This window comes from Streptococcus sp. HMSC066F01 (genome assembly GCF_001837335.1).
Classification (GTDB): domain Bacteria; phylum Bacillota; class Bacilli; order Lactobacillales; family Streptococcaceae; genus Streptococcus; species Streptococcus oralis_S.
In genome coordinates this window covers 52,175-78,138 of sequence record NZ_KV832074.1, presented here as the reverse complement: position 1 = coordinate 78,138, position 25,964 = coordinate 52,175, and the positions used below count along the sequence as shown (strand labels likewise).

At 42.3% G+C, this 25,964-nt stretch carries 24 protein-coding genes, 1 tRNA gene and 1 riboswitch; of the genes, 3 read left to right on the top strand and 22 right to left on the bottom strand.

Going from position 1 to position 25,964, the window contains the following annotated elements:
- Positions 1–151: 151 nt before the first annotated feature.
- From rpsI to HMPREF2655_RS02325, 9 genes are all read right to left on the bottom strand, one after another.
- Complete coding sequence (gene rpsI / locus HMPREF2655_RS02365) at positions 152–544, bottom strand: 30S ribosomal protein S9 (RefSeq protein ID WP_000075973.1); 393 nt, start codon at positions 542–544, stop codon at positions 152–154.
- A gap of 18 nt (positions 545–562) precedes the next feature.
- On the bottom strand, positions 563–1,009 hold the full coding sequence (gene rplM, locus HMPREF2655_RS02360; protein WP_001044624.1) for a 50S ribosomal protein L13: 447 nt from the start codon (positions 1,007–1,009) through the stop codon (positions 563–565).
- Positions 1,010–1,219: 210 nt separating this feature from the next.
- Entirely contained in the window at positions 1,220–2,419 is a 1,200-nt protein-coding gene (locus tag HMPREF2655_RS02355) for an ABC transporter permease (RefSeq protein ID WP_049501588.1), read from the bottom strand.
- On the bottom strand, positions 2,416–3,309 hold the full coding sequence (locus HMPREF2655_RS02350; protein WP_049478363.1) for an ABC transporter ATP-binding protein: 894 nt from the start codon (positions 3,307–3,309) through the stop codon (positions 2,416–2,418). Before HMPREF2655_RS02350 ends, HMPREF2655_RS02355 begins: the two co-directional genes overlap by 4 nt.
- A 250-nt stretch (positions 3,310–3,559) precedes the next feature.
- Positions 3,560–5,965, bottom strand: a complete 2,406-nt coding sequence (gene pheT, locus HMPREF2655_RS02345; protein WP_070837412.1) for a phenylalanine--tRNA ligase subunit beta — start codon at positions 5,963–5,965, stop codon at positions 3,560–3,562.
- Positions 5,966–6,094: 129 nt separating this feature from the next.
- Positions 6,095–7,141 (bottom strand): phenylalanine--tRNA ligase subunit alpha, encoded by a 1,047-nt coding sequence (gene pheS, locus HMPREF2655_RS02340; protein WP_025171520.1) that lies wholly within the window; start codon positions 7,139–7,141, stop codon positions 6,095–6,097.
- Between the two features lie 272 nt (positions 7,142–7,413).
- Entirely contained in the window at positions 7,414–8,064 is a 651-nt protein-coding gene (locus HMPREF2655_RS02335; protein WP_002880813.1) for a phosphatase PAP2 family protein, read from the bottom strand.
- Positions 8,054–8,617: an ECF transporter S component gene (locus HMPREF2655_RS02330; protein WP_000185815.1), complete on the bottom strand. Its 564-nt coding sequence runs from the start codon at positions 8,615–8,617 to the stop codon at positions 8,054–8,056. Before HMPREF2655_RS02330 ends, HMPREF2655_RS02335 begins: the two co-directional genes overlap by 11 nt.
- Before the next feature lie 153 nt (positions 8,618–8,770).
- A riboswitch (FMN riboswitch) is annotated at positions 8,771–8,989 on the bottom strand.
- A gap of 40 nt (positions 8,990–9,029) precedes the next feature.
- On the bottom strand, positions 9,030–9,533 hold the full coding sequence (locus tag HMPREF2655_RS02325; protein WP_033629317.1) for a tRNA (cytidine(34)-2'-O)-methyltransferase: 504 nt from the start codon (positions 9,531–9,533) through the stop codon (positions 9,030–9,032).
- Positions 9,534–9,932: 399 nt separating this feature from the next.
- Here HMPREF2655_RS02325 and trkA point away from each other — a divergent pair, with 399 nt between their 5' ends.
- Both trkA and HMPREF2655_RS02315 read left to right on the top strand, forming a co-directional pair.
- A complete protein-coding gene (gene trkA, locus HMPREF2655_RS02320) occupies positions 9,933–11,282 on the top strand; it encodes a Trk system potassium transporter TrkA (protein WP_070837410.1) in 1,350 nt (449 codons plus the stop codon).
- A 3-nt stretch (positions 11,283–11,285) separates the two neighbouring features.
- Entirely contained in the window at positions 11,286–12,725 is a 1,440-nt protein-coding gene (locus tag HMPREF2655_RS02315; protein ID WP_070837409.1) for a TrkH family potassium uptake protein, read from the top strand.
- Positions 12,726–12,813: 88 nt separating this feature from the next.
- Here the strand turns inward: HMPREF2655_RS02315 and HMPREF2655_RS02310 are convergent, their stop codons facing one another.
- The 5 genes from HMPREF2655_RS02310 to HMPREF2655_RS02290 all read right to left on the bottom strand — a co-directional run bounded on the left by HMPREF2655_RS02310 (position 12,814) and on the right by HMPREF2655_RS02290 (position 19,298).
- Complete coding sequence (locus tag HMPREF2655_RS02310) at positions 12,814–13,743, bottom strand: ATP-binding cassette domain-containing protein (protein ID WP_001291306.1); 930 nt, start codon at positions 13,741–13,743, stop codon at positions 12,814–12,816.
- 10 nt (positions 13,744–13,753) lie between these two features.
- Positions 13,754–14,821 (bottom strand): ABC transporter ATP-binding protein, encoded by a 1,068-nt coding sequence (locus HMPREF2655_RS02305; protein WP_070837407.1) that lies wholly within the window; start codon positions 14,819–14,821, stop codon positions 13,754–13,756.
- Between the two features lie 8 nt (positions 14,822–14,829).
- A complete protein-coding gene (oppC, locus tag HMPREF2655_RS02300; protein ID WP_000103692.1) occupies positions 14,830–15,756 on the bottom strand; it encodes an oligopeptide ABC transporter permease OppC in 927 nt (308 codons plus the stop codon).
- Positions 15,756–17,252, bottom strand: coding sequence for an ABC transporter permease (locus HMPREF2655_RS02295; protein ID WP_000759894.1), 1,497 nt, complete (start codon positions 17,250–17,252; stop codon positions 15,756–15,758). The genes oppC and HMPREF2655_RS02295 overlap by 1 nt, the downstream gene beginning before the upstream one ends.
- A 66-nt stretch (positions 17,253–17,318) precedes the next feature.
- Positions 17,319–19,298: a peptide ABC transporter substrate-binding protein gene (locus tag HMPREF2655_RS02290; RefSeq protein WP_070837405.1), complete on the bottom strand. Its 1,980-nt coding sequence runs from the start codon at positions 19,296–19,298 to the stop codon at positions 17,319–17,321.
- Between the two features lie 298 nt (positions 19,299–19,596).
- On the opposite strand from HMPREF2655_RS02290, the gene HMPREF2655_RS02285 reads away from it, so the two are divergent.
- Positions 19,597–19,667: transfer RNA gene (locus tag HMPREF2655_RS02285), tRNA-Cys, on the top strand.
- A 133-nt stretch (positions 19,668–19,800) separates the two neighbouring features.
- Here the strand turns inward: HMPREF2655_RS02285 and HMPREF2655_RS02280 are convergent.
- From HMPREF2655_RS02280 to rsmD, 8 genes are all read right to left on the bottom strand, one after another.
- Complete coding sequence (locus HMPREF2655_RS02280) at positions 19,801–21,132, bottom strand: hemolysin family protein (RefSeq protein WP_070837403.1); 1,332 nt, start codon at positions 21,130–21,132, stop codon at positions 19,801–19,803.
- A 137-nt stretch (positions 21,133–21,269) separates the two neighbouring features.
- Positions 21,270–22,094, bottom strand: a complete 825-nt coding sequence (locus HMPREF2655_RS02275; RefSeq protein ID WP_070837401.1) for a DNA/RNA non-specific endonuclease — start codon at positions 22,092–22,094, stop codon at positions 21,270–21,272.
- Between the two features lie 40 nt (positions 22,095–22,134).
- Positions 22,135–22,329, bottom strand: coding sequence for a DNA-directed RNA polymerase subunit beta (locus HMPREF2655_RS02270; RefSeq protein ID WP_000739701.1), 195 nt, complete (start codon positions 22,327–22,329; stop codon positions 22,135–22,137).
- Positions 22,316–23,599 carry a UDP-N-acetylglucosamine 1-carboxyvinyltransferase gene (gene murA, locus HMPREF2655_RS02265; RefSeq protein ID WP_000411918.1) on the bottom strand — a complete coding sequence of 428 codons (1,284 nt, stop codon included), beginning with the start codon at positions 23,597–23,599 and terminating at the stop codon, positions 22,316–22,318. Before murA ends, HMPREF2655_RS02270 begins: the two co-directional genes overlap by 14 nt.
- Positions 23,600–23,622: 23 nt before the next feature.
- Positions 23,623–23,853, bottom strand: coding sequence for a DUF1146 family protein (locus tag HMPREF2655_RS09890; protein WP_070800425.1), 231 nt, complete (start codon positions 23,851–23,853; stop codon positions 23,623–23,625).
- A gap of 55 nt (positions 23,854–23,908) precedes the next feature.
- The gene (locus HMPREF2655_RS02260; protein WP_000730772.1) at positions 23,909–24,946 is read right to left on the bottom strand and encodes a SepM family pheromone-processing serine protease; all 1,038 of its coding nucleotides are present in this window, start codon (positions 24,944–24,946) and stop codon (positions 23,909–23,911) included.
- Entirely contained in the window at positions 24,930–25,418 is a 489-nt protein-coding gene (gene coaD / locus HMPREF2655_RS02255; RefSeq protein ID WP_070837399.1) for a pantetheine-phosphate adenylyltransferase, read from the bottom strand. The genes HMPREF2655_RS02260 and coaD overlap by 17 nt, the downstream gene beginning before the upstream one ends.
- Positions 25,408–25,947 carry a 16S rRNA (guanine(966)-N(2))-methyltransferase RsmD gene (gene rsmD, locus HMPREF2655_RS02250; RefSeq protein ID WP_070837397.1) on the bottom strand — a complete coding sequence of 180 codons (540 nt, stop codon included), beginning with the start codon at positions 25,945–25,947 and terminating at the stop codon, positions 25,408–25,410. The genes coaD and rsmD overlap by 11 nt, the downstream gene beginning before the upstream one ends.
- Positions 25,948–25,964 lie beyond the last annotated feature (17 nt).

Genomic DNA, 25,964 nt, shown 5'->3' with positions numbered 1-25,964 from the left:
ACGTTTTGAGGCAACTGACTTTGTCAGATTGCAGCCACATTTGTAAGCGACTAAAGTCGCAACAACTGTGTCAATTGCACCAATTTAGTATGAAAATATAAAAAAGAACACCTCGGAAGGTGCTCTTTGTAAGTATAGTAATTCTCTCGAATTAACGTTTACTAAATTGTGATGCTTTACGAGCTTTCTTCAAGCCTGGTTTCTTACGCTCAACTTTACGTGAGTCACGTGTAAGAAGTCCTGCGCGTTTCAATGAATCGCGGAAGTCTGGGTCTACTTGAAGAAGGGCACGAGCGATACCGTGACGGATAGCTCCTGATTGACCAGCGTATCCACCACCTACAACGTTAACGAAAACGTCGTATGAACCTACAGTTGAAGTAACTGCAAATGGTTGGTTGATAACAAGACGAAGGTCAGCGTGTGGGATGTACTCTTCAACATCTTTTTTGTTAACAGTGATTTTACCAGTTCCTGGAACAAGGCGAACGCGTGCAACAGCGTTTTTACGACGTCCAGTACCTGCATATTGTGCTTGTGACATACTTTATTGTTCCTTTCCTTAGATAAGTCCTGAAATATCAAGAACTTCTGGTTGTTGTGCAGCGTGAGTGTGCTCAGCTCCAACGAATACTTTCAATTTCATACCTTGAGCGCGGCCAAGAGTATTGTGTGGAAGCATACCTTTAACTGATTTTTCGATCAAACGTACTGCATTTTTAGAACGAAGTTCACCAGCAGAGATTTGTTTCAATCCACCTGGGTGGTTTGAGTGGGTGTAGTAGATCTTATCAGTTGCTTTTTTACCAGTCAATTTAACTTTTTCAGCATTGATAACGATTACGAAGTCACCTGTATCAGTGTGTGGTGTGAATGTTGGTTTGTTTTTTCCGCGAAGTACGCTAGCAACAACTGCTGAAAGGCGTCCAAGAGGTACATCAGTTGCGTCAACAACGTACCATTTGCGTTCTACTTGGCCTGGTTTAGCCATGAATGTAGTTTTGTTCATGATTTCTCCTATATGAATATCGTTTTTGTTTACAGGGCGGATGTTCCGGTCCGCGAGGTATTTGAAAGGTTCCGGGGCCTTACAAATGGGGTAAACAATACCGTCTACTATCATACCAAATTTTACTACTAAAAGTCAATAGATATGAAAAATATTTTTGCCGATTTCAGTGTTTAACATCTAGAAAAACCTCGCTTTTGCGAGGCTCTCCTATTTATAAGCTAAGGCACGTTTAAAGGTTTTCCAGATTCCCAAATCATCTGTTTGAAGGACTAGACTAGCATACATGCGTCCGATAAAGGCTGTTGCAGTGACCGCAAAAACAACCGTTATGGCAAGTGAAATCCAGGCTTCTAAATCACTCGCATACCCATTTATAGCTCTAAATGGCATAAAGAAGGTCGAGATGAAAGGAATATAGGAACCAATTTTCAGAACTAAATTGTCCCCAGCAGCGCCTAGAGCAGTCACTCCGACAAATCCTGCTATAATCAAGATCATCAATGGCGACAAGGCCTTTCCTGAATCCTCAGGGCGAGAAACCATAGATCCTAGGAAGGCTGCTAAAACAACGTACATAAAGAGACTAACCAAGACAAACAATAGGGTATTGAGCGAGAAGGCCTCTCCTAGATGATTTAAAATCCCAGATTGCGCCAAGATTGGTAGGTCTTTAAAGAGCAGAATGGCAACCAGCCCACCCACGACGTAAATGCCAATATGAGTCAAAATCACAAGAAGCAAAGCCAGCATGCGAGCGTAGAAATAATGACTAGCTCGGATACTAGAGAAGACCACCTCCATGATTTTGGTTCCTTTCTCGCTAGCCACTTCCTGAGCAGTGACACTAGCATAGGTAATCAAAATCATATAAAGGAAGAAACCAAGCCCTGCGGCCGCAATGGTTTGAACAATTTTTTTGTTTTCCTTAGATTCATCAATCTTCTCAGTAAAATCAACGGTTTGACTCAAGCGTTGTTCCTGTTCTTGAGACAAATTGGCTGCCGAACGATTGAGTTGATATTGCAGTTCGTTTAGCTTATTGGTTACTGCTAGTTTGATGCCTGTTTCAAGAGAAGTTTCACCGTGATAAACGGCCTTGAGGACGCTGTCCTCTTGGTCAATGGTTAGATAACCCTTGATTTTCTCATCCTTGATAGCAGCCTGGGCACTGGCTTCATCCTTGTAATCAAAGTTGATACCATTGGTACCCTTGAGCCCTTCTTCTACAGATGGCACCGTTGTTACTACTGCTATCTTGCTATTCTTGGCCATAGAAGACCCTTGGAGATAGCTAATTCCTCCAGTTAGAGCGATAAAAAAGAACGGCGAAATCACCATAAAGAAGAAACTCCACGACTTGACATGTCGAAGATAGGTTTCCTTCATTACAACCCACATATTTCTCATACTTCCACCCCTGATTCTAGTTTAAAGATTTCATCGATTGTTGGAGCCTGTTGGTCAAAGGTCGCGATGTATTGACCTTGAGTGAGGATTGGGAAGAGTTCCCTTCCAGCGCTCTCATCATCGAGGATCAATTTCCAACTGCCTTGCTTGGTCAAGCTCACCTGTTTGACATGAGGAAGTTTTTCCAATTCTTCCTTGCTTCGTTCACTTGAAACAAAGAGACGTGTTTTCCCGTATTGATTGCGAACATCCTGAACTGGTCCATGCAAGACCACACGCCCATCACGAATCATCAGAATATCATCGCAAAGTTCCTCAACGTTGGTCATAACATGGTCAGAAAAGATAATGATTGCACCGCGCTCTTTCTCTTTCAAGATGACTTGTTTGAGTAACTCGGTATTAACTGGATCCAAACCACTAAAAGGCTCATCCAGGATGATCAAGTCTGGCTCATGGATCAGGGTGATGATCAACTGAATTTTCTGTTGATTCCCTTTGGAGAGGCTCTTGATTTTGTCGGTCAATTTGCCCTTTACTTCCAATTTTTCCATCCATTGAGGGAGTTTTTCCTTGACTTCTTTAGCATCCATGCCTTTTAGAGTCGCCAAGTAGCGAACTTGTTCAAGGACTGTCAACTTGGGCATGAGACTGCGTTCCTCAGGCAGATAGCCAATCCGAGCATAGGTTTCCTGACGAATTTCCTGCCCATCCAGACTGATCTCTCCTTGATACTCTAAAAATTTCAACATACTGTGGAAAATCGTTGTTTTCCCAGCACCATTCTTCCCGACCAGTCCCAAAATTCGTCCTGGACTTGCCTGAAAATCGACACCAAACAAGACTTGCTTGGGACCGAAACTTTTCTCTAGATTTCTTACTTCTAACATTTTCCACCTCCGAGATATGTTGCACTTATTATACTCCTTTTTGATAGCCTTTACAACGATTTATGTCCATTTTATCGGATTATAAGTAGCAAAAGTATCCTATCTCTAATAAATTTAAGTGCTTCAGCGATAGCTTTAGTATAACTCATTAAAGACTTTCTGAGATGGCTTCCTCCTCAACTATCGCTTTTCTCTTCTGAACTGTCCTTTTGAAACTAAAAATCCACCCCGAGGGATGGATTTTAGACTATTAACGCACTTCTGCATTCACTTTTTCTTCGAGTGATGCTTGGATTTTTTCCATATAGCGTGCGACTTCTTCGTCCGTTAAGCTATCTTCTGGATTTTGGAAGGTCAAGCTATAGGCCATTGACTTCATGCCAACTCCCAGTTTTTCGCCTGAGAAGACGTCAAAGAGTTTGATATCTGTCAAACGTTTCACGCCTGCAGCTTGGATAGCGTCTACAACTTCTTGATGAGTGACTTCTGCCTTGAGGAGTAGAGCCATGTCACGACTGACTGCTGGGAATTTAGTGATTTCTACAAATGGAGCAGCTGGTTGAAGGGCAGCTTCGATGCCTGAAAGGTTGAGCTCAGCTACATACGTTTCTGGAATATCGTAGGCCTTGGCAGTGACTGGATGCACTTGGCCAAGGAAACCAAGAACTTGGTCGCCGAGTGAAATCACGGCTGTACGTCCTGGATGGAGACTTGCAATCTCAGCTGTTGCTGTATAAGTCACTTCTAGTCCCAAGCGAGTAAAGAGCGCTTCAAGGATTCCCTTAGCATAGAAGAAATCAACTGGAACTGCTGCCGTTTGGAAATCTTTTTCTGCAACCAAGCCTGTTAAGGCAAAGGCAAAACTGTTGATTTCGTTTGGTAATTCTTCTTTTGGATTGCCTGTTTGTTCAAAGACTTTTCCAATCTCGTAAAGAGCCAAGTTTTTGTTCTTACGAGCCACGTTGTAGGCAACGGTATCAAGGATACCTGAGACCATATTTTGACGGAGGACAGAACGGTCCACAGTCATTGGCCACATGAGTTCTGTAAGGTTACTTGGTTGAGCTGTAAACTCAACTGCTTTTTCAGGAGTTGTCAGAGCGTAGGTGATGATCTCTGTCAAACCTGCTCCTTCAGCGATGGTACGGACTTGACGGCGCAATTTTTGTGTCGCAGTCAATTCGCCAGCTGTACCATCATCTTTTGGAAGACTAGTTGGCAAGCGGTCATATCCATAGATACGAGCGATTTCTTCAAAGAGGTCCGCTTCGATGGTGATATCCCAACGACGACGGGGTACGCTGACTATAAAGCTTTCTGCATTGCCAGAAAGGCCAAAGCCAAGACGACGGAAGACATCTTCCACATCAGCATAGGAAAGTTCTGTACCAAGGACGCGGTTAACATCTGCAAGAGTAGAAGAAACTTCCACATCAGAAGTATCAAGCTCTCCTGCTGAAACGATGCCCTTACGCACTGTCGCACCTGCAAGATCAGCAATCATGCTCGCCGCAGCATCAAGGGCTTCGTTAACAGTTGCCACATTGATGCCTTTTTCAAAGCGAGAAGACGACTCAGAACGAAGGTTGAGGCGTCCGCTAGTCTTGCGGATGGATTTACCATTGAAAACAGCCGCTTCAAGGACCACACGACTAGATTTTTCAGAGATTTCTGTAGCTTGTCCGCCCATAACACCTGCAAGGGCAACTGGTTTGTCAGCAACAGTGATGACTAGGTCAGTTTCTGCAAGTTCACGTTCTTCACCGTCCAAGGTCACTAATTTTTCACCAGCACGCGCTTCACGTACGCGGATATCAGTCCCTTCAAAGGTATCCAAGTCAAAGGCATGCATGGGTTGACCAAAGTAGAGCAGGATATAGTTGGTTACGTCAACTACGTTATTGATCGGACGAATCCCTTCGTTCATAAGAAGGTTTTGCAACCATTGTGGACTTGGTGCGATGGTCACATTGTCCAAGATACGGGCTGCATAGTAAGGCGCCTTGTCGGTATCGATACTTACAGAAAGTGCATCTGCTGCAGCTTCATTTGTTTCTGTTAAACTGAATTCTTTGAAGTTAACTGCCTTGTCATAGATGGCTGCCACTTCATGAGCTACCCCACGCATAGATAGAGCATCTGCACGATTTGGCGTGATAGAAAGTTCAATGATTTCATCATCCAAGTCTAGGTAAGAGAAAACTTCATCCCCAGGAACAGCATCTTGAGGCAAGATTTGAATACCATCTGCGAATTCCTTCGGTACAACCGAGTCAGAAATACCTAATTCACCAAGGGAACAGATCATTCCAAGTGACTCTAAGCCACGGATTTTCCCTTTTTTGATTTTGTAGTTGTCAGCGATACGAGCTCCCGGAAGTGCCACCATGACCTTGATACCAGCACGCACATTTGGGGCACCACAAACGATTTGACGAGCTTCTTCTTCGCCAACGTTAACCTGACAGACATGCAAGTGTGTTTCTGGCACATCTTCGCAAGACAAAACCTCACCGACGACAATTTTTGAGAGACCAGCAGCCGGTGATTCGACACCTTCGACCTCAATCCCTGTAGTTGACATTTTCTCAGCCAACTCTTGTGATGGCACATCAATGTCCACCAATTCTTTTAACCATTTATAAGATACAAGCATAATTCTGATTGTAAGATCCCACCAAGTAAGACCTTTTCAATTCCTTTCTTTTTCTTCGAGTCAGTCCTTACTATTCTCATCGAGAGAAAATGACTAGGACTGTATAGGACTGTGTTTCAGGTTTCAATCTTATTTAAACTGTTCTGAGAAGCGGACATCCCCTTGGTAGAATCCACGGATATCGTTGATTCCGTAACGGAGCATAGCTACACGTTCTTGACCAAGACCAAAGGCAAAACCAGAGTGAACCGTTGCATCAATACCACTCATCTCAAGGACACGTGGGTGAACCATACCGGCACCCATAATCTCGATCCAACCTGTTTTCTTACATACATTACAGCCTTCTCCACCACACTTGAAGCAGGAAACATCCACCTCAACAGATGGCTCTGTGAATGGGAAATAAGATGGACGCAGACGGATCTGACGCTCTTCACCGAACATCTTTTGGACAATCAACTGAAGGGTTCCTTGAAGGTCTGCCATAGAGATGTTTTTCCCAACAACCAATCCTTCGATTTGGTGGAACTGGTGACTGTGGGTTGCATCGTCCGTATCACGACGGAACACACGCCCCGGTGAGATCATCTTCAAAGGACCTTTTGAAAAATCATGAGCATCCATAGCACGCGCCTGAACTGGAGACGTGTGAGTACGGAGCAAGATTTCTTCTGTGATGTAGAAAGTGTCCTGCATATCGCGGGCTGGGTGATCTTTTGGGAGGTTCATACGCTCGAAGTTATAGTAGTCTTGCTCCACTTCAAAACCATCCACGACTTGGTACCCCATCCCGATGAAAATATCTTCGATTTCTTCACTGGTTTGTGTGAGGACATGACGATGCCCAGTCGCAACTGGGCGACCTGGAAGTGTCACATCAATGCTCTCGCTAGCTAGTTGAGCTGCGACTTTCTTTTCTTCCAAGAGCTTAGCTGTTTCTTCAAAGGCTGCCGTCAAAACATCACGAGCTTCATTAACATGTTTCCCGATGATTGGACGCATCTCAGCAGAGACATCTTTCATCCCTTTAAGGATTTCCGTAAGCGACCCTTTTTTACCAAGGACAGAGACACGCAAGTCTTGCATCTCTTTTTCATTTTCAGCAGTAATCTGCTTCAAGCTAGCCAGCGTTTCTTCGCGAAGTGCTTTTAATTGTTCTTCAATAGTTGACATAATTCCTCCATCAGTCTCTCGTAGATAAAAAGAAAACCACATGCCAAAAACTCCACTCGGAGCGTTGACACGCGGTACCATCCGTTTTCATCTGACAAGTCAGACCTTCATTTCTAAATCCATGCGCAAGTGAATTCACCCAGCTTTCATATAGAGAGCTTGCAGTCACGGCTCTCCTCCCTGATATACTTCCCTTGAGTTACTAGTCTTGCGGATTTCTATTCAATTACTACTTAGTTTATCAGATTTTTACCATTCTTGCAAGACCTATCTCACTTCTGCTTGCCTTTAAATCGCCATTGGAAGCGAAGCTTGTCATAGAAAGGAAATTCGATAAACAAGACCCCCAAACCTACACAGAAACTGGCAAGAACATCTGATGGGTAGTGAACTCCCAGATAGACCCGAGATAGAAGCACACTGACTAGGTAGAAGCCAAGGACGATTTGCACAATTTTTCTCCAAACCGGATCTTTAATCCGTTGACTGAGAATGACAATCAGAGTACCTACCATCAAAGTTACAGCCAGAGAATGGCCACTTGGAAAAGAAAATCCCTTCTCCTCTACCAGATGTAAAATAGCTGGCCGTGGGCGCTGGTAGATGTTTTTAAAGGTCACGATTAAAAGACCGGCTAAGGCTAGATTACCCGCCATGAAGTAGCTTTCTATCTTCCACTGCTTACGATAAAAGATAAAGGCTGCAATGGCAACCCAGGTGATGATTACTGGGATATCAATCAAATGCGTAAGCGCACGGAATAGAACTGTCAAATAATCTGGCAAGTTCCCACGAAGAGCAGTCTGAAGAGGTTGATCAAAACCGACCAGCGTTTCAGGATAGAACTTAACCATATAGCCAAGAAGGACGAAAAGTAAAAGGGCAAAACTGCCCTTCATTAAAAATGTTTGTTTATCTCTCATAATGTTTTAAGGTTGGTTTCAAGAGGACGTATAACAACCAGAATGAAACGGCAAAGATGATACCTTCAATCAGGTTAAAAGGTAAAACCATAGTCATCAAGTAGTTAGAAAGTCCTATAATTTCTCTAATATCAAAGTTGGCAAACTGCGCGTATAAAGGAACCGCATAGACATAGTTGAGAACCAACATGGCAGAAGTCAATCCAAAAGTTCCCGCTAGAGATGCTAGTAGGAAACGAAGGGTGCTACGTTCCTTTTTCCAAATCAAACCAAAGACGATAACAAAAACTCCCAAAGCTACGATATTCATTGGCAAGCCAATGTAGGTATTCACTCCTTGGCTATTCAGAAGCAACTTCAAGAGTGAGCGCATCAAGAGAATTCCTAGAGCAGCTGGCAAATCCATCACCACCAAGCCTACAAGGACTGGCAAGATACTAAACTCGATCTTGAGGAAGGTTGCCGCTGGCAAGAGCGGAAAGTCAAAGTACATCAGCACAAATGAAATGGCTGATAAAATCGCAATGGTCGAAATTCGACGTGTGTTTGTCATAACAGGTTCCTCCAATTTTCTATAAAATCAGAAGAAGTTGGAAAGGATCCCTCTATCTATTCTCACTTTTTATATCCCAAAAGTTCCCTCTCACTCTTTTGAGCAAGCGGTTGCAATTCATCTATAAACTCATTAGAACAGACAAGGCCATTCTTTCGTCTTCTCCCATCCAGACTATACTGTCGGTTGTGGAATCACACCACATCAGCTTGCGCTCGCGGACTTATTTGGTTAAGATATTTTAGATTTACCTAGGCGTCGCAGTCGAAGATAATACTTAAAGTATATCGAGACAAGACAACGACGAGAAAGCTAAAATAGCTAGTCAAATTTACCGCCGGTCGGGAATCTCACCCTGCCCTGAAGACCCTTTAATCATAACAAAAAACGCTTGCAAGTGCAAGCATTTTGATTATTTCAATTTATCTGCTTCATAGGTGTGAACAAGCTCAAGACCTGCAAAATTCTGCTGACGAAGAGCTTCGTAAACAATCATGCAGACGGTATTGGACACATTGAGACTGCGGACATGTTCATCATTCATAGGGATACGGAGAGCTTTCTCTGGATGTTCACGCATAAAGTCCTCAGGCAAGCCCTTGTCTTCACGTCCAAAGAGAAAATAATGGTCCTCGTCCGTCGATAAATCTGCTTCAGAATAGACTTTTTCCGCAAATTTTGAAATCAGATAGAGTTTTCCCTTCATCTGAGACATAAAATCTTCCAAGCTGTCATAAAAATAAATCTCTAACTTATCCCAGTAGTCCAAACCAGCCCGCTTCATCTTGCGATCATCAATCGGAAATCCCATCGGTTTGATGATGTGAAGGGGAGAATTGGTCGCAGCGCAAGTACGCGCAATGTTACCTGTATTTTGTGGAATCTGAGGCTCGAATAATACAATGTGATTTGTCATTACGGGTTTCCTTTTATCATTGCAAAAAAATAGCCACACTGCCCGGAGTCAAGCTCAGCAAACAGCGTGGTTAAGGCGTCGTTAACTTACCTCACAACAGGTTTGAAGTAAATCAGCGAAACTACTTCCTTAGTATAACACTTTCAGAATCATTGTCAATAGAAATGACTTGATTTTTTTACTTTTTTTAATGATATTTTCATGTTTGGTCATTCCCTTTCTGAAAAGGTATGGTAAAAGAGCCAAATCACTTCAAATCGGAGACATCGTTATAGAAATTAAGCAAATGTATCTTCAAAACGTGAAAAGGCCTTTCTTCCCCTAAAAATCGCCTTAGCAAGTGCATTTTTTGCTAAAAAAGGGTATGATAGTTACATCATGAAAAAGTAGGTTTTTTATATGAAAATTGTCCTTGTTGGTGGAGGGAAAGTTGGTTTCGCCCTCTGTCGTTCACTGGTTGCAGAAAACCATGACGTTGTCCTCATCGAACAAGATGAGGCTGTCCTCAATCACATTGTCAGTCGCTATGATATCATAGGTCTCCTTGGAAATGGGGCTGACTTCGCCATCTTGGAGCAAGCCGGTGTTCAAGAGTGCGATATCTTTATCGCCCTAACCGAACACGATGAAGTGAATATGATTTCAGCGGTACTTGCTAAAAAAATGGGCGCTAAAGAAACCATCGTCCGAGTTCGAAATCCTGAATACTCTAATGCCTATTTTAAAGAGAAAAATATTCTTGGGTTTTCACTTATCGTTAATCCAGAACTCCTAGCAGCGCGTGCAATCTCAAATATCATTGATTTCCCTAATGCCCTCTCTGTCGAACGATTTGCTGGAGGTCGGGTCAGTCTCATGGAGTTTGTTGTCAAGGATTCTAGCGGTCTTTGTCAAATGCCAATCTCAGACTTCCGTAAAAAATTTGGGAATATTATTGTCTGTGCTATGGAGAGAGATCATCAACTGATGATCCCAAGTGGTGATGTTATTATTCAAGACAAGGATAGGATTTTTGTTACGGGAAATCGTGTAGATATGATGCTTTTCCATAACTATTTTAAATCTCGCGCAGTTAAAAGCTTACTTATCGTTGGAGCTGGAAAGATTGCTTATTATCTACTCGGCATTTTAAAAGACAGTCGCATTGATACCAAGGTCATCGAGATCAATCCTGAAAGAGCTCGTTTCTTCAGCGAAAAGTTCCCCAATCTCTATATTGTCCAAGGAGATGGAACTGCAAAAGACATTTTGCTGGAAGAAAGTGCTCCCCACTATGATGCAGTCGCAACCTTGACTGGGGTTGATGAGGAAAATATCATCACTTCTATGTTTCTTGACCGAGTTGGCGTCCATAAGAATATCACCAAGGTCAACCGAACAAGCCTTTTAGAGATTATCCACGCGCCTGATTTTTCGAGTATCATCACACCAAAAAGCATCGCAGTGGATACCATTATGCACTTTATCCGTGGTCGAGTAAACGCTCAGTATTCAGATCTTCAAGCCATGCACCATCTAGCAAACGGTCAAATTGAAACTCTCCAATTCCAAATCAAGGAAGCTAATAAAATGACTGCCAAACCTCTATCACAGTTGAAATTGAAAAAAGGAGTTCTCATTGCAGCCATTATCCGAAAAGGAAAAACAATCTTCCCTACTGGAGAGGATATGCTTGAGGTGGGAGACAAGTTACTCGTGACGACCTTATTGCCAAACATCACCAAAATCTATGATTTGATTGAGAGGTAAAAAATGAATAAAAGTATGATTCGTTACCTCCTCTCAAAACTTCTCTTGATTGAGGCTGTTCTCCTCCTAGTTCCTGTTAGTGTAGCGATCTATTACCAAGAATCCAGTCAAGTATTTATCGCTCTCTTTTCTACGATTGGAATTTTAGTCCTTCTCGGTGGTCTAGGCGTTTTACGGAAACCGAAAAATCAACGGATTTATGCCAAGGAAGGGGTCTTAATTGTTGCCCTCTGTTGGATTCTATGGTCTTTCTTTGGTGGCCTCCCCTTTGTCTTTTCAGGACAAATCCCCAGCGTCATCGATGCCTTCTTTGAAATCAGTTCTGGATTTACGACTACAGGAGCAACTATCCTGAACGATGTTTCCGTTCTCACTCGTTCCCTCCTCTTCTGGCGAAGTTTCACCCACTTAATCGGAGGGATGGGGGTACTCGTCTTTGCGCTTGCCATTATGGACAATGCCAAGAATAGTCACTTGGAGGTGATGAAGGCTGAGGTCCCTGGACCTGTCTTTGGCAAGGTCGTATCCAAGCTAAAAAACACTGCCCAGATTCTCTATCTGCTTTATCTGGCTCTCTTCTCCCTTTTTGTGGTTATCTACTATCTAGCAGGCATGCCTCTCTATGATAGTTTTGTCATCGCTATGGGAACGGCAGGAACTGGGGGCTTTACCGTCTATAACGACGGAATTGCCCACTATGGTAGCTCACTCCTCACCTATCTAGTTAGTATCGGAGTTCTGGTTTTTGGAGTTAACTTCAATCTCTACTACTACCTCATGCTCCGTCGGGTTAAGGCTTTCTTTGGAGATGAAGAACTACGAGCATATATCATCATTGTCCTAGTTTCTACCGGCTTGATTACGCTTAATACGCTCCACCTCTACCAAGGGGTCTCTAAAAGTGTTGAAATGGCCTTCTTCCAAGTTTCCAATATCATAACGACAACAGGTTTTGGTTACGGAGATATTACCAACTGGCCCCTCTTCTCCCAATTTATCCTCCTCTTCCTCATGGGAATCGGTGGATCAGCAGGCTCAACTGCAGGTGGTCTTAAGGTGATCAGAGGACTTATCCTCTCTAAAATCGCAAAAAATCAGATTTTGTCCACCTTATCTCCTCATCGTGTTTTGACTCTACACGTCAATAAAACTGTGATTGATAAGGATACCCAGCACAAGATTCTTAAATATTTTGCCATCTATATGATGATTATTCTCTCTCTCATCTTTATCGTCAGTCTTGATAGCAATGATTTTCTAGTCGTAACCAGTGCTGTCTTCAGCTGTTTTAACAATATCGGACCTATTCTAGGTACAACCTCTAGTTTTGCTATCTTTAGCCCCATCTCTAAAATCCTCCTCTCCTTTGCAATGATTGCAGGTCGCTTAGAGATATACCCAATTTTGCTACTCTTTATGAAACGTACCTGGTCTAAACGCTAATGATAATATAATTCCCCTTTTACAAGCTAGTAGAAGGGGAATTTTTCTATTAAAAATGAGAAGACCTTTCGGTCCTCTCTTAGTATGTTTATTTTTTAAGAGCTTCTTTGTATCGAGCAAGTTCTGCTTGGTTAGCCCAAACATAGTGACCTGGACGAATTTCTACCATAGATGGCTTATCTGTCTCATAGTCATGTTGGTCAGGATCGTAAACTTTCAAGACCTTCTTGCGTTCCAAGATTGGATCTGGAATCGGTACAGCAGATAGAAGTGCTTGAGTGTATGGGTGGACAGGATTGTTAAACAACTCCTCTGTCTCCGCAACTTCCACGATAACTCCCTTATAGATAACTGCGATACGATCTGAGATAAAGCGAACAACTGACAAGTCATGGGCGATAAAGAGATAAGTCAAGCCCAACTCTTTTTGGAACTTCTTGAGCAAGTTCAAAACTTGCGCACGAACAGATACGTCCAAGGCTGAAATTGGCTCATCCGCAATAACGAAATCAGGTTCCATCACAAGGGCACGAGCAATCCCGATACGCTGGCGTTGACCACCAGAAAACTCATGTGGATAACGGGTCAGGTGTTCTTTCAAAAGCCCGACTTCATGGATCATCTTTTGAACTTTTTCTTTTCGGTCTTCTTCATCTTTAAACAAGTGATAGTTGTAAAGACCTTCAGAGATGATATAGTCAACTGTCGCACGCTCATTCAAGCTGGCTGCAGGGTCCTGGAAAATCATCTGGATACGACGGATCAAGTCTGATGATTCTTTATGAGATTTTTTTCCATTAATCTTATGACCATCAAAGATGATCTCACCTTTACTGGTATTATTTAGACCAATAATAGCACGACCAATCGTTGTTTTCCCACTACCAGATTCACCTACAAGAGAGAAAGTTTCCCCCTTGTTGATAAAGAAGTTGGCGTTTTTAACCGCAACAAACTTCTTACTTCCTTCACCGAAGGAAATTTCTAAATCTTTAATTTCTACTAATTTTTCAGACATTTCCTTCCTCCTAGTCTTCTAGATGAGCAAAGCCCATTTTATCACGAATCTTGTCATGCAAATCTGCAATGACTCCAGGTTTTTCAACTTTAGGAGCATTCTCATGAAGCAACCAAGTCTTAGCCCAATGGGTATCACTAACTGAAAACTGAGGTGCTTTCTGTTCAAAGTCAATTTGCATCGCATAATCTGAACGAAGGGCAAAGGCATCACCTTTCAACTCAGTATAAAGAGACGGTGGTGTTCCAGGGATAGAGTACAATTCCCCTTTATCGTCAGCAAGCTGAGGCAAGCTAGACAAGAGACTCCAAGTATATGGATGACGTGGATCGTAGAAGACTTCCTCAACAGTACCGTATTCTACAATTTCACCAGCATACATAACCGCTACCTTATCGGCAATACTTGCTACCACACCAAGGTCATGGGTGATAAAGATAATGGTAAAGTGGTACTCATTTTGCAAGGTTTTAAGCAAATCAATGATTTGCGCTTGAATGGTAACGTCAAGGGCCGTTGTTGGCTCGTCACAGATCAAGATATCTGGACGACAGGCAAGGGCAATCGCAATAACGATACGTTGGCGCATCCCTCCAGAATATTGGAAAGGATACTCTTCAAAACGTTTTTCAGCATCTGGGATTCCGACCTTGTTCATATAGTCGATTGCCATCTCTTTGGCTTCCTTAGCTGTTTTCCCTTGGTGTTTAATGATCACTTCAGTGATTTGGCTACCGATTGTATTGATTGGGTCCAAACTTGTCATAGGGTCTTGGAAGATAGTCGCAATTTTAGCACCACGAATCTTCTCCCATTCCTTGTTAGAAGTTAGAGCGGTCAAGTCTTGTCCACGATAGTCGATGCTTCCTTGGGCAATACGTCCATTGTCTTCTAACATCCCTGTAAAGGTTTTTGTTAAAACAGATTTACCAGAACCGGACTCACCTACCAAGGCCAGAACTTCTCCTTCAATCAAGTCTAGAGAAACTCCTCGGATAGCCGTCAGAACTTTGTCACGAACGTCAAATTCCACGACAATATCACGAGCAGTCAAAATTACATCTTTTCCTTTTATCATGTCTACTCCTATCTATGTGTACGTGGATCACTAGCATCCGCTAGGTTTTGACCAACAACGAAAAGAGATAGGGATACCAAGATCAAGGTTGTCAACGGAATCCAGAATAAGTAAGCGTTGGTCGTAACGTTTTGTGAGTAATCTGAGATCAAACGTCCCAAACTTGGCACTGTTACAGGCAATCCCAATCCAAAGAAGGAAAGGAAGGCTTCATAAGAGATGAAGCTTGGCAACATCAAGGTCATTGTAGAAACAATAACAGATACCAATTGTGGCATGATGTTTTTAACGATGATTTTAAAGGTTGGCGTTCCAAGTGTTTGAGAAGCAAGGTTGTATTCCAAGTCACGGTAACGCATGATTTGGATACGAATCATATAAGCAATCCCAATCCAAGTTGTCACACTCATGGCAAAAATCAGATTCCAAAAACCAGCACCGATTGAGTAAGTCAAGACAATGACAATCAAGAGAGATGGAATGTTTGAAATAATGTTATAAACTTCCATCATGACACGGTCTACAGATTTTGAAATTCCCCAGATTCCACCAACAATAACCCCAATTACAAGGTTGATAAAAGTGGCAATTACAGAGATAAGAATTGAATTACGCGCACCAAACCAAACCCCATCAAACAAGGATTTACCATTGCTATCTGTACCAAACCAATGTTCAGCATTGGGCTTGATAAAACGAGCACTAAAGTCATTGACCTTACTTACATCGTTGAAATCAAAATCGGAGAACATTGGGTAAATAAAGCTCATCAAGATAATGGCAACCAAAATTCCTAGCATAAAGACGGTTGATTTTTTCTTTAGAAATTGTCTAAATACAGAACCCCAGTATGAATAGGCAGGAGCATCAATTGTTTCAGAGGCAAAATCGTCACGTTTTACGAACTGAAATTTTTCTTTATCAATTGTTGACATTATTTGCCTCCTTTCTCTGTCAATTTAATACGTGGGTCAAGCATGGTCATCCAGATATCTCCTACAAAGAGTGAGAAGATAGAAATACACGTGAAGATGAAGACAAGACCAACTACCATTGAGTTGTTTGATGCCTTAACAGAGTCAATCAACATTTTACCCATACCTGGGAAAGCGAAGACTGTTTCTGTCAATGTTGCACCACCGATAACCCCGATTACGGCACCAGGAATACCTGAAACCAAAGGAACCATGGCATTTTTAAAGATGTGTTTATTTGAAATTTCTTTTTCAGACAAACCTTTTGCACGAGCAAAACGAACGAAGTCCTGAGATTGCAAGTCGATCATGTAACGACGAATCCAGATAGCTGTACTTGGCGCACCCAACAAACCTAGAATAACTGCTGGTAAGACATAAGAACGCCAATCTCCAGCCCCCAAGATAGGGAATGAGTCAGGCAGACCAATTGATGATCCAATCAAACGCACGATGTAAACCAAGGCAATCGTTGGAAGTGCAAGCAAGAAGGTTAGAGCACCTGTCGAGAAGCTATCAATCCAAGTATTCTTGTGGCGAGCCATAGCAGATCCAAGTGGAATCGCAATCGCATACGAAATAATCAAACCAATCAAACCAGCAACCGCTGAGCTTGCGATCATTGATGGGTATTGATAATTGCTTTCTGTAGCTGTATATGGATCATCTTTACCATAGTTGGCTACTTCACGCGCATCTGCTTGACTTGGAGATTTGTAGGTACGAGAGTAAATATCTACAGACGAAGTCTTTTTACCTGTAGGGAATTGAACTTCTGATGTCTTAGTTTGTCCCTGACCTTGTGTGATAACTTGAAGCACTGGTGTGTTTGCATAAGTTGGGTAAGAGTCCCCCAAGTTAATGTTCACAAAGTTTTGGTGTACAAATGGGAATTGATTGTTGAAATACAAAAGGTATTTGTGTTTTGTACCTGAACCAACCAATGACCAACCGATAGCAGGGTCATTTTCAAAACGAAGATAACGTTGCAAGTTTGGATTTTCAGGATCTTGAATCTTGTTTGGATGATCAATATCAATCAAGTTGGAATAGAATTTGAAAACACGTTCAAAAATTGGAATTTCACGCGTAGCATAGAATTGACCACTTTCTGAGAATACACCTAACGTCCAACCATTTCCTAGTTGGTTGATGTATTTTTCATAGATCGCCTTATTTGTATCATTGGCATCTACTGTTACAGATGAATCCATCGTGCTAGCTCTTTCTTGCAACTCTTTGGTATCGTAGTACTCGATATAGCCCATCCGCTCATAAACGGTATTTTCATAATTGTCCCGTTTATCTGGCGTCGTTGCAATCTTGTTATAGTTGGTATCCTGCTTGAAAATCAATTTCCGAGGAACCATCGTATAAATAATTGTGTAAGTCAAAGTTGTCACCAAGAAAATAGACAACAATGAACGCAGTACACGCATAAAAATATATTTCTTCATATCGTTTCCTTTTAAAATCCCAAAAGAACCTTCTCCTCATGGAGAGAAAGTTCTCTTGAGAGTTATTTATTTAACGTGATTAGCCAATTCTTTTTGAACTTTTTCGTTTGATTCTTTTTTCTCTTTGAGCCATTTTTCACGAGCTTGTTCATAATCAGCTTTTGTTACAACCTTATCTTGTAACTGAATATACTTGAAGTATACGTCTGATCCCTTATCTCCAGATTGACTGTAAGATGCAGAGAATGGCACAACACGAGAAATGATTGGTGCAGCACCACTTGATGACATAGCTGGCAAGAAGAGTGAACTATCTGTCAACCAAGCTTGAGCAGCCGCGTATTTTTCATAACGAACATTCAAGTCGCTTGTTTCTTTTCCTGCTTCATCAACTAGCTTATCGTATTCTTTCAAACCAACTTGAGCCGCTGCAGCATTATCTGCACCTTCGTAACCCATATAGGTTTTTGTTTGTTCAGCATTCGTTGTTTTCAAGATATCAAGGTAAGTTGATGGATCTTCATAGTCAGGGTTCCATCCAACAGCACCTGAGAGATCCCAATCTTCTGCCGCTGCGCTAGCTGCGTAGTATGTAATATTCTGTAGTTCATCTGTAGTGATTTGTTGGATATCGATGACTACGTTTTCTTCTCCAAGTACTGTTTCAACGGATTGTTTGAAGGATTGAATACGTGCAATATAGTTTTTAGATGTTTGGTCTACTGGGATATCCAAGTGGATAGGGAATTTCACACCTTCTGCTTCCAATGCTGTTTTAGCTTTGGCAAATTCGGCTTTGGCTTTATCGGCGTTGAAAAGTCCATCTTGACCATCCGCAAAGTTTACATTCTTCCATTCATCACCGTAAGCCGCCATCTTTTCAGTTACCAAGTCACCGAAAGTTTTTTCGCCTGCAGAGACAAAGTCTGGTTTCACAAAGAGGTTACGAACTGCAAGAGGAGCACCTTCCTTACCATTAATTTGTGCTGAGTAAGAAGTACGGTCAAAGGCAAAGTTCAAAGCCTGACGGAAGTCCTTGTTAAGAAGGGCTTTCTTGGTAGAAGTCTTCTCTTCATCAGTTGTCTTAGAAGTGTATTTGTAACCTTGACGGTCAATATTTACACCCAAACCACCAATACCTGGACCTGATGGAGTGTAGTAAATATTGTCTTTGTAAGTTTCTTCTACCTTAGAGTAGTTTGAACTTGTTGGGAAGAGACGGGCATAGCTATAAGCCCCACTTGTAAAGTTACGTTCAATTGATTCTTGATCTGAACCATCATAGTAAGCAAGTGTTACTTTATCAAGATGAACATTGTCTTTGTCCCAATAGTTTTCATTCTTCACAAATTCGATAGATGACTTAGCAGTCAAACCTCTCAGCAAGAATGGTCCATTGTAAAGCAATGATGTAGGGTCAGTCGCTTTACCAAAATCAGATCCTTTTGATTTTTCAAATTCTTCGTTCAATGGCCAGAAGATTGCGTAGGCCAGCTTAGAGTTCCAGTATGGTTCTGGTTTGTTCAAAGTGTATTCAAGGGTGTAATCATCAACTGCTTTTACACCGACTGAAGCAAAATCTTTATTGTTTCCAGCTATATAGTCAGCTAGACCTTTAACTGAATCTTCTGCTAGATACTTAGCTGCTGATTTATTGTCAGCTGCGTGTTTCAAACCATTTACAAAGTCTTTGGCTGTTACTTCAGCATACTCTTCGCCATCAGATGTCATCCATTTGACACCTTTACGAATCTTGTAGGTATAAGTCAAACCATCTTTTGAAACTGACCAGTCTTCTGCAACTGCAGGAACTAAATTCCCATACTTGTCGTTTGTGAAAAGACCATCGATACCATTTGAAGTGGCGACCTTAGTACTTTGTTTCCCTGAAATGAGGTAATCCAACGTTTCTGGGTCAGCTGTATAAACATAGCCATAATTTTTTGGCGCTGTTGAATCAGATGATTTTGAAGAACCACAAGCAGCTAGTACTCCTGCCGCTAATAAAGCAACACCTGCTGCAACAAATACTCTACTTTTTTTCATGTTTTTAACTCCTCTTGAAAAATTTAGGCTTATTGGAAATTATAACATATATTTTTTAAAAAGTAAACGAATTTTCAGAATATTTAGGCGCATTTCCTCAAAAAACTTCTATTTGTCAAAATTCTTGCATTCTTTGTTTGTTTCTGCAAGAAATACTTTCTAGTCTGACCCTCTTTAGAATGGGATTTTTACAAGCTTTTTCTCACTTCTTCGATCATCATCTGTTTTCCTAAATTGGATTTTAGAATAAGAAACTATTGACGGGAAATGATTTTCAAGGTATAATAATAAACGTTGAGGCGGTATAGCCAAGTGGTAAGGCACGGCTCTGCAAAAGCTTGATCGTCGGTTCAAATCCGTCTACCGCCTTTCAGTACCTGAATTAACAGGAATTAACCAAATGAAAAGCTCGTAAAACCGGGCTTTTTTAGTATTCCTAATAAGTGGGGATAACTGAACCTACCATCTAGATTTACAAAAAGCAGTGACTCAAGTCACTGCTTTATTCTGTTTCTTCTTCAGGTTCTAGTTCTGTGATTTGAACTTTTACCTTGGTAACACGTCCATTTTTCACCTTATCATTGGTCAGGACGATTTGCTTGTTTTGACTGACCAGTTCATAACTGATTTTTTCAGTTGTTGGAATCGTACCAACACCCGTCAAATAATAACCGGCGATGGTATCCACATCATCGCTTTCTAGTTCGACACCAAAGTAGTTATTGAAGTCGTTAAGATTCATGGTTCCCTGTGCAATATAGGTGTCCTCACCGATTTGATGGACTTCGATTTCTGCTCGGTCTGTCTCATCGTCGATTTCTCCGACAATCTCCTCCAGCAGGTCTTCCAGAGTTACCAAACCAGCCATACCACCGTATTCATCTAGTAAGATGGCCATTTGATTTTGGGTATTTCGAAGTTCTTTAAGGAGGTCGTCCACAAAGATGGTCTCAGGCACAAATAGTGGTGTTTGGAGGATTCGTTTCCAAACAATATTATCAAAGCCATCTGCATAGGCAGCGTTTAGCAAACGCTTGGTATGAATCAAACCAATCACATTGTCCTTATCCCCGTCGTAAACAGGGATACGTGAGAAATTTTGCTTTAGAATACTTTGGATAATCGTTTGACTATCATCCTGAATATCTACCATAAAGGCATCTGTACGAGGTACCATTAGCTCACGAGCCATTAGTTCATCTAGAGAAAAGATCCCCTGTAGCATTTCAATTTCATCTGCATCCAGTGTTTCTTCGCTCTTAGTCAACATGTACTCAATTTCATCTCGAGTCATTTTTTCATCCGCATCATCAAAGGTCATTGGCGTTAAACGACTCAAGAGATTGGTTGAAGCAGATAACAACCAGACAAAGGGACTTACAATCTTTCCAAGACCAATAATAATTGGTGCTGTTCGAATTGCCAAAGCATCTTTGAGATTGAGGGCAATCCGTTTAGGATAGAGTTCACCAAAAACAATAGAGATGTAGGTCAAGAATGCCAAAGAGAGGAGGCTTGCAATGGCATAAGCTGTTTCTCCATTCCCCATCCAAGATGCAATTACTTGTCCAAGTGTATCTGCCAATTTTGCCCCTGATAAGATCGTGATTAAGGTGATACCGACTTGAATGGTTGATAAAAAGTGGTTAGGATTTTCAAGTACCTTTAACAAACGAATGTAACGTTTGTCTCCCTCTTCTGCCTTTTGCTCCACTCGGGAACGGTTTAGTGACACCATCGCCATTTCAGTGGCTGAGAAAAAAGCATTTAACAGGGTCAAGATAAATAACAATACAAACTGTAGCAACAAATTCTGACTGCTCGGGTCTTCCATAGTCCTTCTCCTAAAATAGTATCTTGTGTTCCATTATATCATAAAATCCATCAGGATTCACATTATTTTTCATTTAAAGAATAACTCCCCTGCCTCTAGAAGACAAAGGAGCTGTTTTTTTATTGTATCTATTGTTTCTAATCCGTCACTGTTACTTGACCCGTTTGGTAATCAAGCTGGATTCCCTTTTGAACATTGGGGATTAGGACGTTGAATTCCAATTCGCCGTCTGAAGATTTGGCTTCGATTTGTGAAGCAGATGGAACTAGGTCCTCATTTGTCGCATAGTGGAGCGTCACCCGATAACGGACCCTCTTGTTTTGGTCTAAGGCTTTTCTGACCAAACTCTCATAGTAGTTCTGACCTGTCGAATCTTCAGCCTGCGCTTGGTTTGCCCAAGCTGTCTGGACTGCAATGTTCTTGGGGTTGCTAGTAGAGGCATCAAAACCATCCAAACCACCTATCAAGGCATAGCCCAGTAGGTGTCCTCTATCAACTGCATGTGTATAGGCTCCCTTTAGATTCTTGACCTGATGCCATCCTGGTGGCGTCCAAGAGGTGGAGCCGTTGCCTGTTTCTTCACGATTCTTATACTGCCGAGTCGCTTTGGATAAGATGGCATTGGCAACAGTTGGAACTGTTTCTTTTCCAACTGTCTTTGTTTTATTATCCGCATAGGGTTTGCTAGAAACCTTGGCATCTAGATTGGTTTTATTGCCATTGACAATGAAGGCCCCTGCTCCATTCCACTCGAGATCACCCTTGATTTGGTTTTTGAGTGACTCGGTTAAGACACTTTCTGCCAACTCCTGACTAGGAGCTTCTGAAGCTTGTTTTTTCTGACTAACCTTGGTTCTAGGGCTATTTGGTGCTGACTGCATCTGCTTGATGTAGTAGCTTCCAGCAGCCAAGAGTAAGAATAGAAGTAACCCTATCAGAGCTTGTCTTGTTTTTTTGTCCATTTTTCTCCTTATTTCTTTAGAAAAAGACTGGTCTCCCAGTCTAATTTCCTGTAAATTTGCTAATCAATTCCTGCCACTTTGCTGGAGACAAGATTGCCCATGGATCCTGTCCCTTTCCTAGGATGCCATAACCAACCATCAAGCCGATTCCTAAAGCCAGAAAGCCTAGCAATAGTACGATAAAAATCAACAGTAAACGACGGAGTACATAGCGTAAGTTTTTATTCTTCTTCATCATTTGCCTCGATTCGCTGAATCTTCGCTCCTAGCTGAGCCAATTTCTCATGGAAACGGTAGTAACCTCTATCAAGGTGGACTAACTTACCAACAACTGTTTCTCCCTGCGCCACCAGACCTGTCAAAATCAAAGCAGCACTAGCGCGAAGGTCCGTTGATAGAACTTCTGCCCCCTGTAAAGCCTGTCCCCCAACAATACGAGCTGTGTCACGGATAATCTCTGAATGCAAGCCCATACGGCGCATTTCCTCTAAGTGTTGGAAGCGATTCTCAAACACCGTTTCCACCATGGTGGATTCCCCTTTTGCGACTGTCATCAGAGCTGTAAATTGCGCCTGCATATCTGTTGGAAATCCTGGGTGCGGTAAAGTTTTTACATGAACAGCCTTGAGATTTTCAAGTTGAGAACGAACACGGATGCCTTCTGACTCCTCTGTCACTTCAACACCCATTTCAAGTAGTTTTGAAATTAAGGGGCGATTGTGCTCCCAAACTGCATCACGAACGAGGACATCGCCACCTGTCATAGCTGCAGCCACCATAAAGGTTCCTGCTTCGATACGGTCCTGTACCACATTATGAGTTGTTCCATGGAGTTCCTCAACACCAGTCACTGTGATTGTTTCGGTACCAGCTCCCTTGACCTTGGCTCCCATTTCATTAAGGAGAATAGCGAGGTCAACAATTTCCGGCTCACGCGCAGCATTTTCAATGACCGTCACACCGTCAGCTAGAGTTGCCGCCATCATGAGGTTTTGTGTTGCGCCGACACTTGGGAAGTCCATGTAGATATGAGCGCCATGCAGGCGTTCTGCCTTGGCTTCGATGTAACCAGCTGTCTGGGTAATCTTTGCCCCCATAGCTTCCAAACCTTTGAGGTGGAGGTCGATGGGACGACTCCCGATGGTACATCCCCCTGGCATAGAAACTTTGGCATGGCCTACACGAGCAAGGATTGGTCCCAAGACAACGATGGATGCCCGCATCTTGCTGACATACTTGTATGGAGCTTCCTCCGTGATATCACCAGTCGCATCAACCTCGACAACATGAGCTTCCTCATCAAAGTCCACCTTGGCATTCAGACCTCGAACCACTTGATTCATGGTGAAAACATCTGACAAGATTGGGACATTCTGCAAGACTGTCTTACCCTTGCTTGCTAGAATAGTCGCTGCCAACAAGGGCAAGACTGCATTCTTTGCTCCCTCGATCGTCACACTCCCGACCAGACGATTATCCCCGCCTTGAACCACAATTTTTTCCATAGTTGTTTCCTTTACTTTTGATTTTATAATAGTCCTCTAAGTGCTTCTTGCCACAGTTGGTACAAACTGATAAAGAATGAACTCAAGATGTAGCCCATCACAATACTAAAGAAGCCTACCAACAAACGAACTTTTTTTGTGTTAGTAGCGGTCACTTTTATAACCTTTTCCCATCTCACAAGATCCTTCAAAAGGTAAAAACTCAAATAAATAAAGAGTATATGACTACTTAGAGTGAATAATAATTGAACCATTTGACTATTATACCATCTTATCCGCTTGCGCGCTAGTTTTCAATTTTTCTACGAATTAGGGATTGTTTTTAAGGTAATCAATTGCATCCTGCAAAGTCTTAACGGGAACGATTTTCATCTCTGTTTTGATCGTTTTAGCAGCTTCTAGGGCTGTTTCATAGTTGCTTTTCGCATTTGGATCTGCTTTTTTTGCTTCCTCAGTGACTGGATTGTCAGGAGCAAAAAAGATGTTGGCTCCCTGACGAGAGGCTGCAACTACTTTTTTGTCAATTCCACCGATGTCGCCAACATTTCCATCGCGATCAATGGTTCCCGTTCCCGCAACAATGCGGCCATTACGAAGTCCTGGATCTGCTATCTGGGTGTAGATAGCGAGACTAAACATGAGACCTGCACTTGGCCCACCGATACCAGCTGTGGAGAAGCGAATTGGAACGTCACTGGTCACTTCCGTACGGTCAATCAAGCCAATCCCAATCCCGTTTTTCCCGTTTTCGAGAGTGATAATTTTACCTTCAGCAGACTTGACTTTTCCGTCTTCCTCATAGGTTACCTTGACCGTATCTCCTAATTGTTGAGAATTAACATAGTCGACCAAGTCTTTTGAACTGTCAAACGTTTTGTCATTAACAGCCGTCACGGTATCTGCTATATTCAGAATGCCCTTAAAAGTTGAATTGTCCGTCACGGTCAAGACATAGACTCCCAGATACTTGAGTTCGATATCCTTGCCAGCCGTCTTCAATCCTTGATACTTGGCCATGTTTTGAGAAGTTTGCATGTAGAACTGATTGATCCGCATAAATTCTGCATCAGTAGAGCCACCCGTAGTCTCCTTGGCACTTCTAATATCTGTGAAAGGTGTTAACCAAGCATAGACAAGATGCGATAGGGTTGCGTGTCGAATGCCGACTGTTACAAACTGGTAAGCTCCTGCTTCTGTGTCTTCTGTTTCATTGACTTTCAAAACGCGACGAATATCTTCCGCTCCACCTGGAACTTCTATGTAGTAAGGTAAAGGTACTACAAAGGCTAAAAAAGTCAATACTAGTGCTAGGATGACATATAAGGGCCATCTAGTTTTTTTCTTCATGTTCTAATTCCTCCACAACACTGTTTGGGACATATTGCTGAATCTCCTGACCAAACTTCAGAAGTTCTCTCATGGCTGAAGAGCTAATATAAAGATGCTCTGGGCGACTATATAGGTAAATGGTTTCGATTTCTGGAGCCAATTGATGATTGTAGTAGTCAAAGCTAGACTCGTATTGCAAGTCGGTGGCATTTCGCAAACCACGGACAAGGGTCTTAGCACCCAGTCTTCTTGCAACATCGACGACTAGCTGGTCATGAGAAGCCAGCACCTCTACATTATCTAAATGCGCCACCGCTTTTTTGACTGCTCGTTTGCGGTTTTCAACGGGGAGAAAGCCTTGTTTGTGGGGATTGTAGAACACCCCGACATAGAGCTTATCAAAGAGTTTGCTGGCACGTTCAATGATATCCAAATGTCCATTTGTCATCGGATCAAATGAACCTGTAAATAATCCAATTTTATCTGACATAGACCGTCACCTTACTAATCCCATATATTTTTTCTTTCCAGATGCCTAAGCAGGCGATTTCTTCTGGAAGTTCTACAGACTTATCGGTTTCGCAGACAACCATGACCTCTTCGGAGAAAAGGTTTCTTTCTGCCATTTTTTCGATATCTGAAACGATTTGTTCCTTGGCATAGGGCGGGTCTAAAAAGACCAGGTCAAAGGGACCTTTCACTTGCTCCAAGGCCCGTTCAGCCTCCATCTTTAAGAGCTGAAATTTGGAAACTTCCTTGGTCATTTGGATATTTTCAGCGATGATAGCTTGCGCCTTTCGATCCCGTTCCACTAAGACAGCATGGGACATCCCACGCGAGACTGCCTCAATGGATAAACCACCACTGCCAGCATAGAGATCCAAGACACAACCACCCTCAAAATAGGGGCCTATCATGTTAAAGATAGCTCCACGCACCTTATCCGATGTCGGCCTCGTCGTCTTGCCTTCTAGCGTCTTGAGGGGACGCCCTCCGTAGATTCCTGATACGATTTTCATACCGTTTATTATACCAA

Excerpts from the sequence above, each read along its gene's own strand:
- rpsI (WP_000075973.1), bottom strand. The coding sequence starts at position 544 with ATGTCACAAGCACAATATGCAGGTACTGGACGTCGTAAAAACGCTGTT.
- rplM (WP_001044624.1), bottom strand. The coding sequence starts at position 1,009 with ATGAACAAAACTACATTCATGGCTAAACCAGGCCAAGTAGAACGCAAA.
- HMPREF2655_RS02355 (WP_049501588.1), bottom strand. The coding sequence starts at position 2,419 with ATGAGAAATATGTGGGTTGTAATGAAGGAAACCTATCTTCGACATGTC.
- HMPREF2655_RS02350 (WP_049478363.1), bottom strand. The coding sequence starts at position 3,309 with ATGTTAGAAGTAAGAAATCTAGAGAAAAGTTTCGGTCCCAAGCAAGTC.
- pheT (WP_070837412.1), bottom strand. The coding sequence starts at position 5,965 with ATGCTTGTATCTTATAAATGGTTAAAAGAATTGGTGGACATTGATGTG.
- pheS (WP_025171520.1), bottom strand. The coding sequence starts at position 7,141 with ATGTCAACTATTGAAGAACAATTAAAAGCACTTCGCGAAGAAACGCTG.
- HMPREF2655_RS02335 (WP_002880813.1), bottom strand. The coding sequence starts at position 8,064 with ATGAGAGATAAACAAACATTTTTAATGAAGGGCAGTTTTGCCCTTTTA.
- HMPREF2655_RS02330 (WP_000185815.1), bottom strand. The coding sequence starts at position 8,617 with ATGACAAACACACGTCGAATTTCGACCATTGCGATTTTATCAGCCATT.
- HMPREF2655_RS02325 (WP_033629317.1), bottom strand. The coding sequence starts at position 9,533 with ATGACAAATCACATTGTATTATTCGAGCCTCAGATTCCACAAAATACA.
- trkA (WP_070837410.1), top strand. The coding sequence starts at position 9,933 with ATGAAAATTGTCCTTGTTGGTGGAGGGAAAGTTGGTTTCGCCCTCTGT.
- HMPREF2655_RS02315 (WP_070837409.1), top strand. The coding sequence starts at position 11,286 with ATGAATAAAAGTATGATTCGTTACCTCCTCTCAAAACTTCTCTTGATT.
- HMPREF2655_RS02310 (WP_001291306.1), bottom strand. The coding sequence starts at position 13,743 with ATGTCTGAAAAATTAGTAGAAATTAAAGATTTAGAAATTTCCTTCGGT.
- HMPREF2655_RS02305 (WP_070837407.1), bottom strand. The coding sequence starts at position 14,821 with ATGATAAAAGGAAAAGATGTAATTTTGACTGCTCGTGATATTGTCGTG.
- oppC (WP_000103692.1), bottom strand. The coding sequence starts at position 15,756 with ATGTCAACAATTGATAAAGAAAAATTTCAGTTCGTAAAACGTGACGAT.
- HMPREF2655_RS02295 (WP_000759894.1), bottom strand. The coding sequence starts at position 17,252 with ATGAAGAAATATATTTTTATGCGTGTACTGCGTTCATTGTTGTCTATT.
- HMPREF2655_RS02290 (WP_070837405.1), bottom strand. The coding sequence starts at position 19,298 with ATGAAAAAAAGTAGAGTATTTGTTGCAGCAGGTGTTGCTTTATTAGCG.
- HMPREF2655_RS02280 (WP_070837403.1), bottom strand. The coding sequence starts at position 21,132 with ATGGAAGACCCGAGCAGTCAGAATTTGTTGCTACAGTTTGTATTGTTA.
- HMPREF2655_RS02275 (WP_070837401.1), bottom strand. The coding sequence starts at position 22,094 with ATGGACAAAAAAACAAGACAAGCTCTGATAGGGTTACTTCTATTCTTA.
- HMPREF2655_RS02270 (WP_000739701.1), bottom strand. The coding sequence starts at position 22,329 with ATGAAGAAGAATAAAAACTTACGCTATGTACTCCGTCGTTTACTGTTG.
- murA (WP_000411918.1), bottom strand. The coding sequence starts at position 23,599 with ATGGAAAAAATTGTGGTTCAAGGCGGGGATAATCGTCTGGTCGGGAGT.
- HMPREF2655_RS09890 (WP_070800425.1), bottom strand. The coding sequence starts at position 23,853 with ATGGTTCAATTATTATTCACTCTAAGTAGTCATATACTCTTTATTTAT.
- HMPREF2655_RS02260 (WP_000730772.1), bottom strand. The coding sequence starts at position 24,946 with ATGAAGAAAAAAACTAGATGGCCCTTATATGTCATCCTAGCACTAGTA.
- coaD (WP_070837399.1), bottom strand. The coding sequence starts at position 25,418 with ATGTCAGATAAAATTGGATTATTTACAGGTTCATTTGATCCGATGACA.
- rsmD (WP_070837397.1), bottom strand. The coding sequence starts at position 25,947 with ATGAAAATCGTATCAGGAATCTACGGAGGGCGTCCCCTCAAGACGCTA.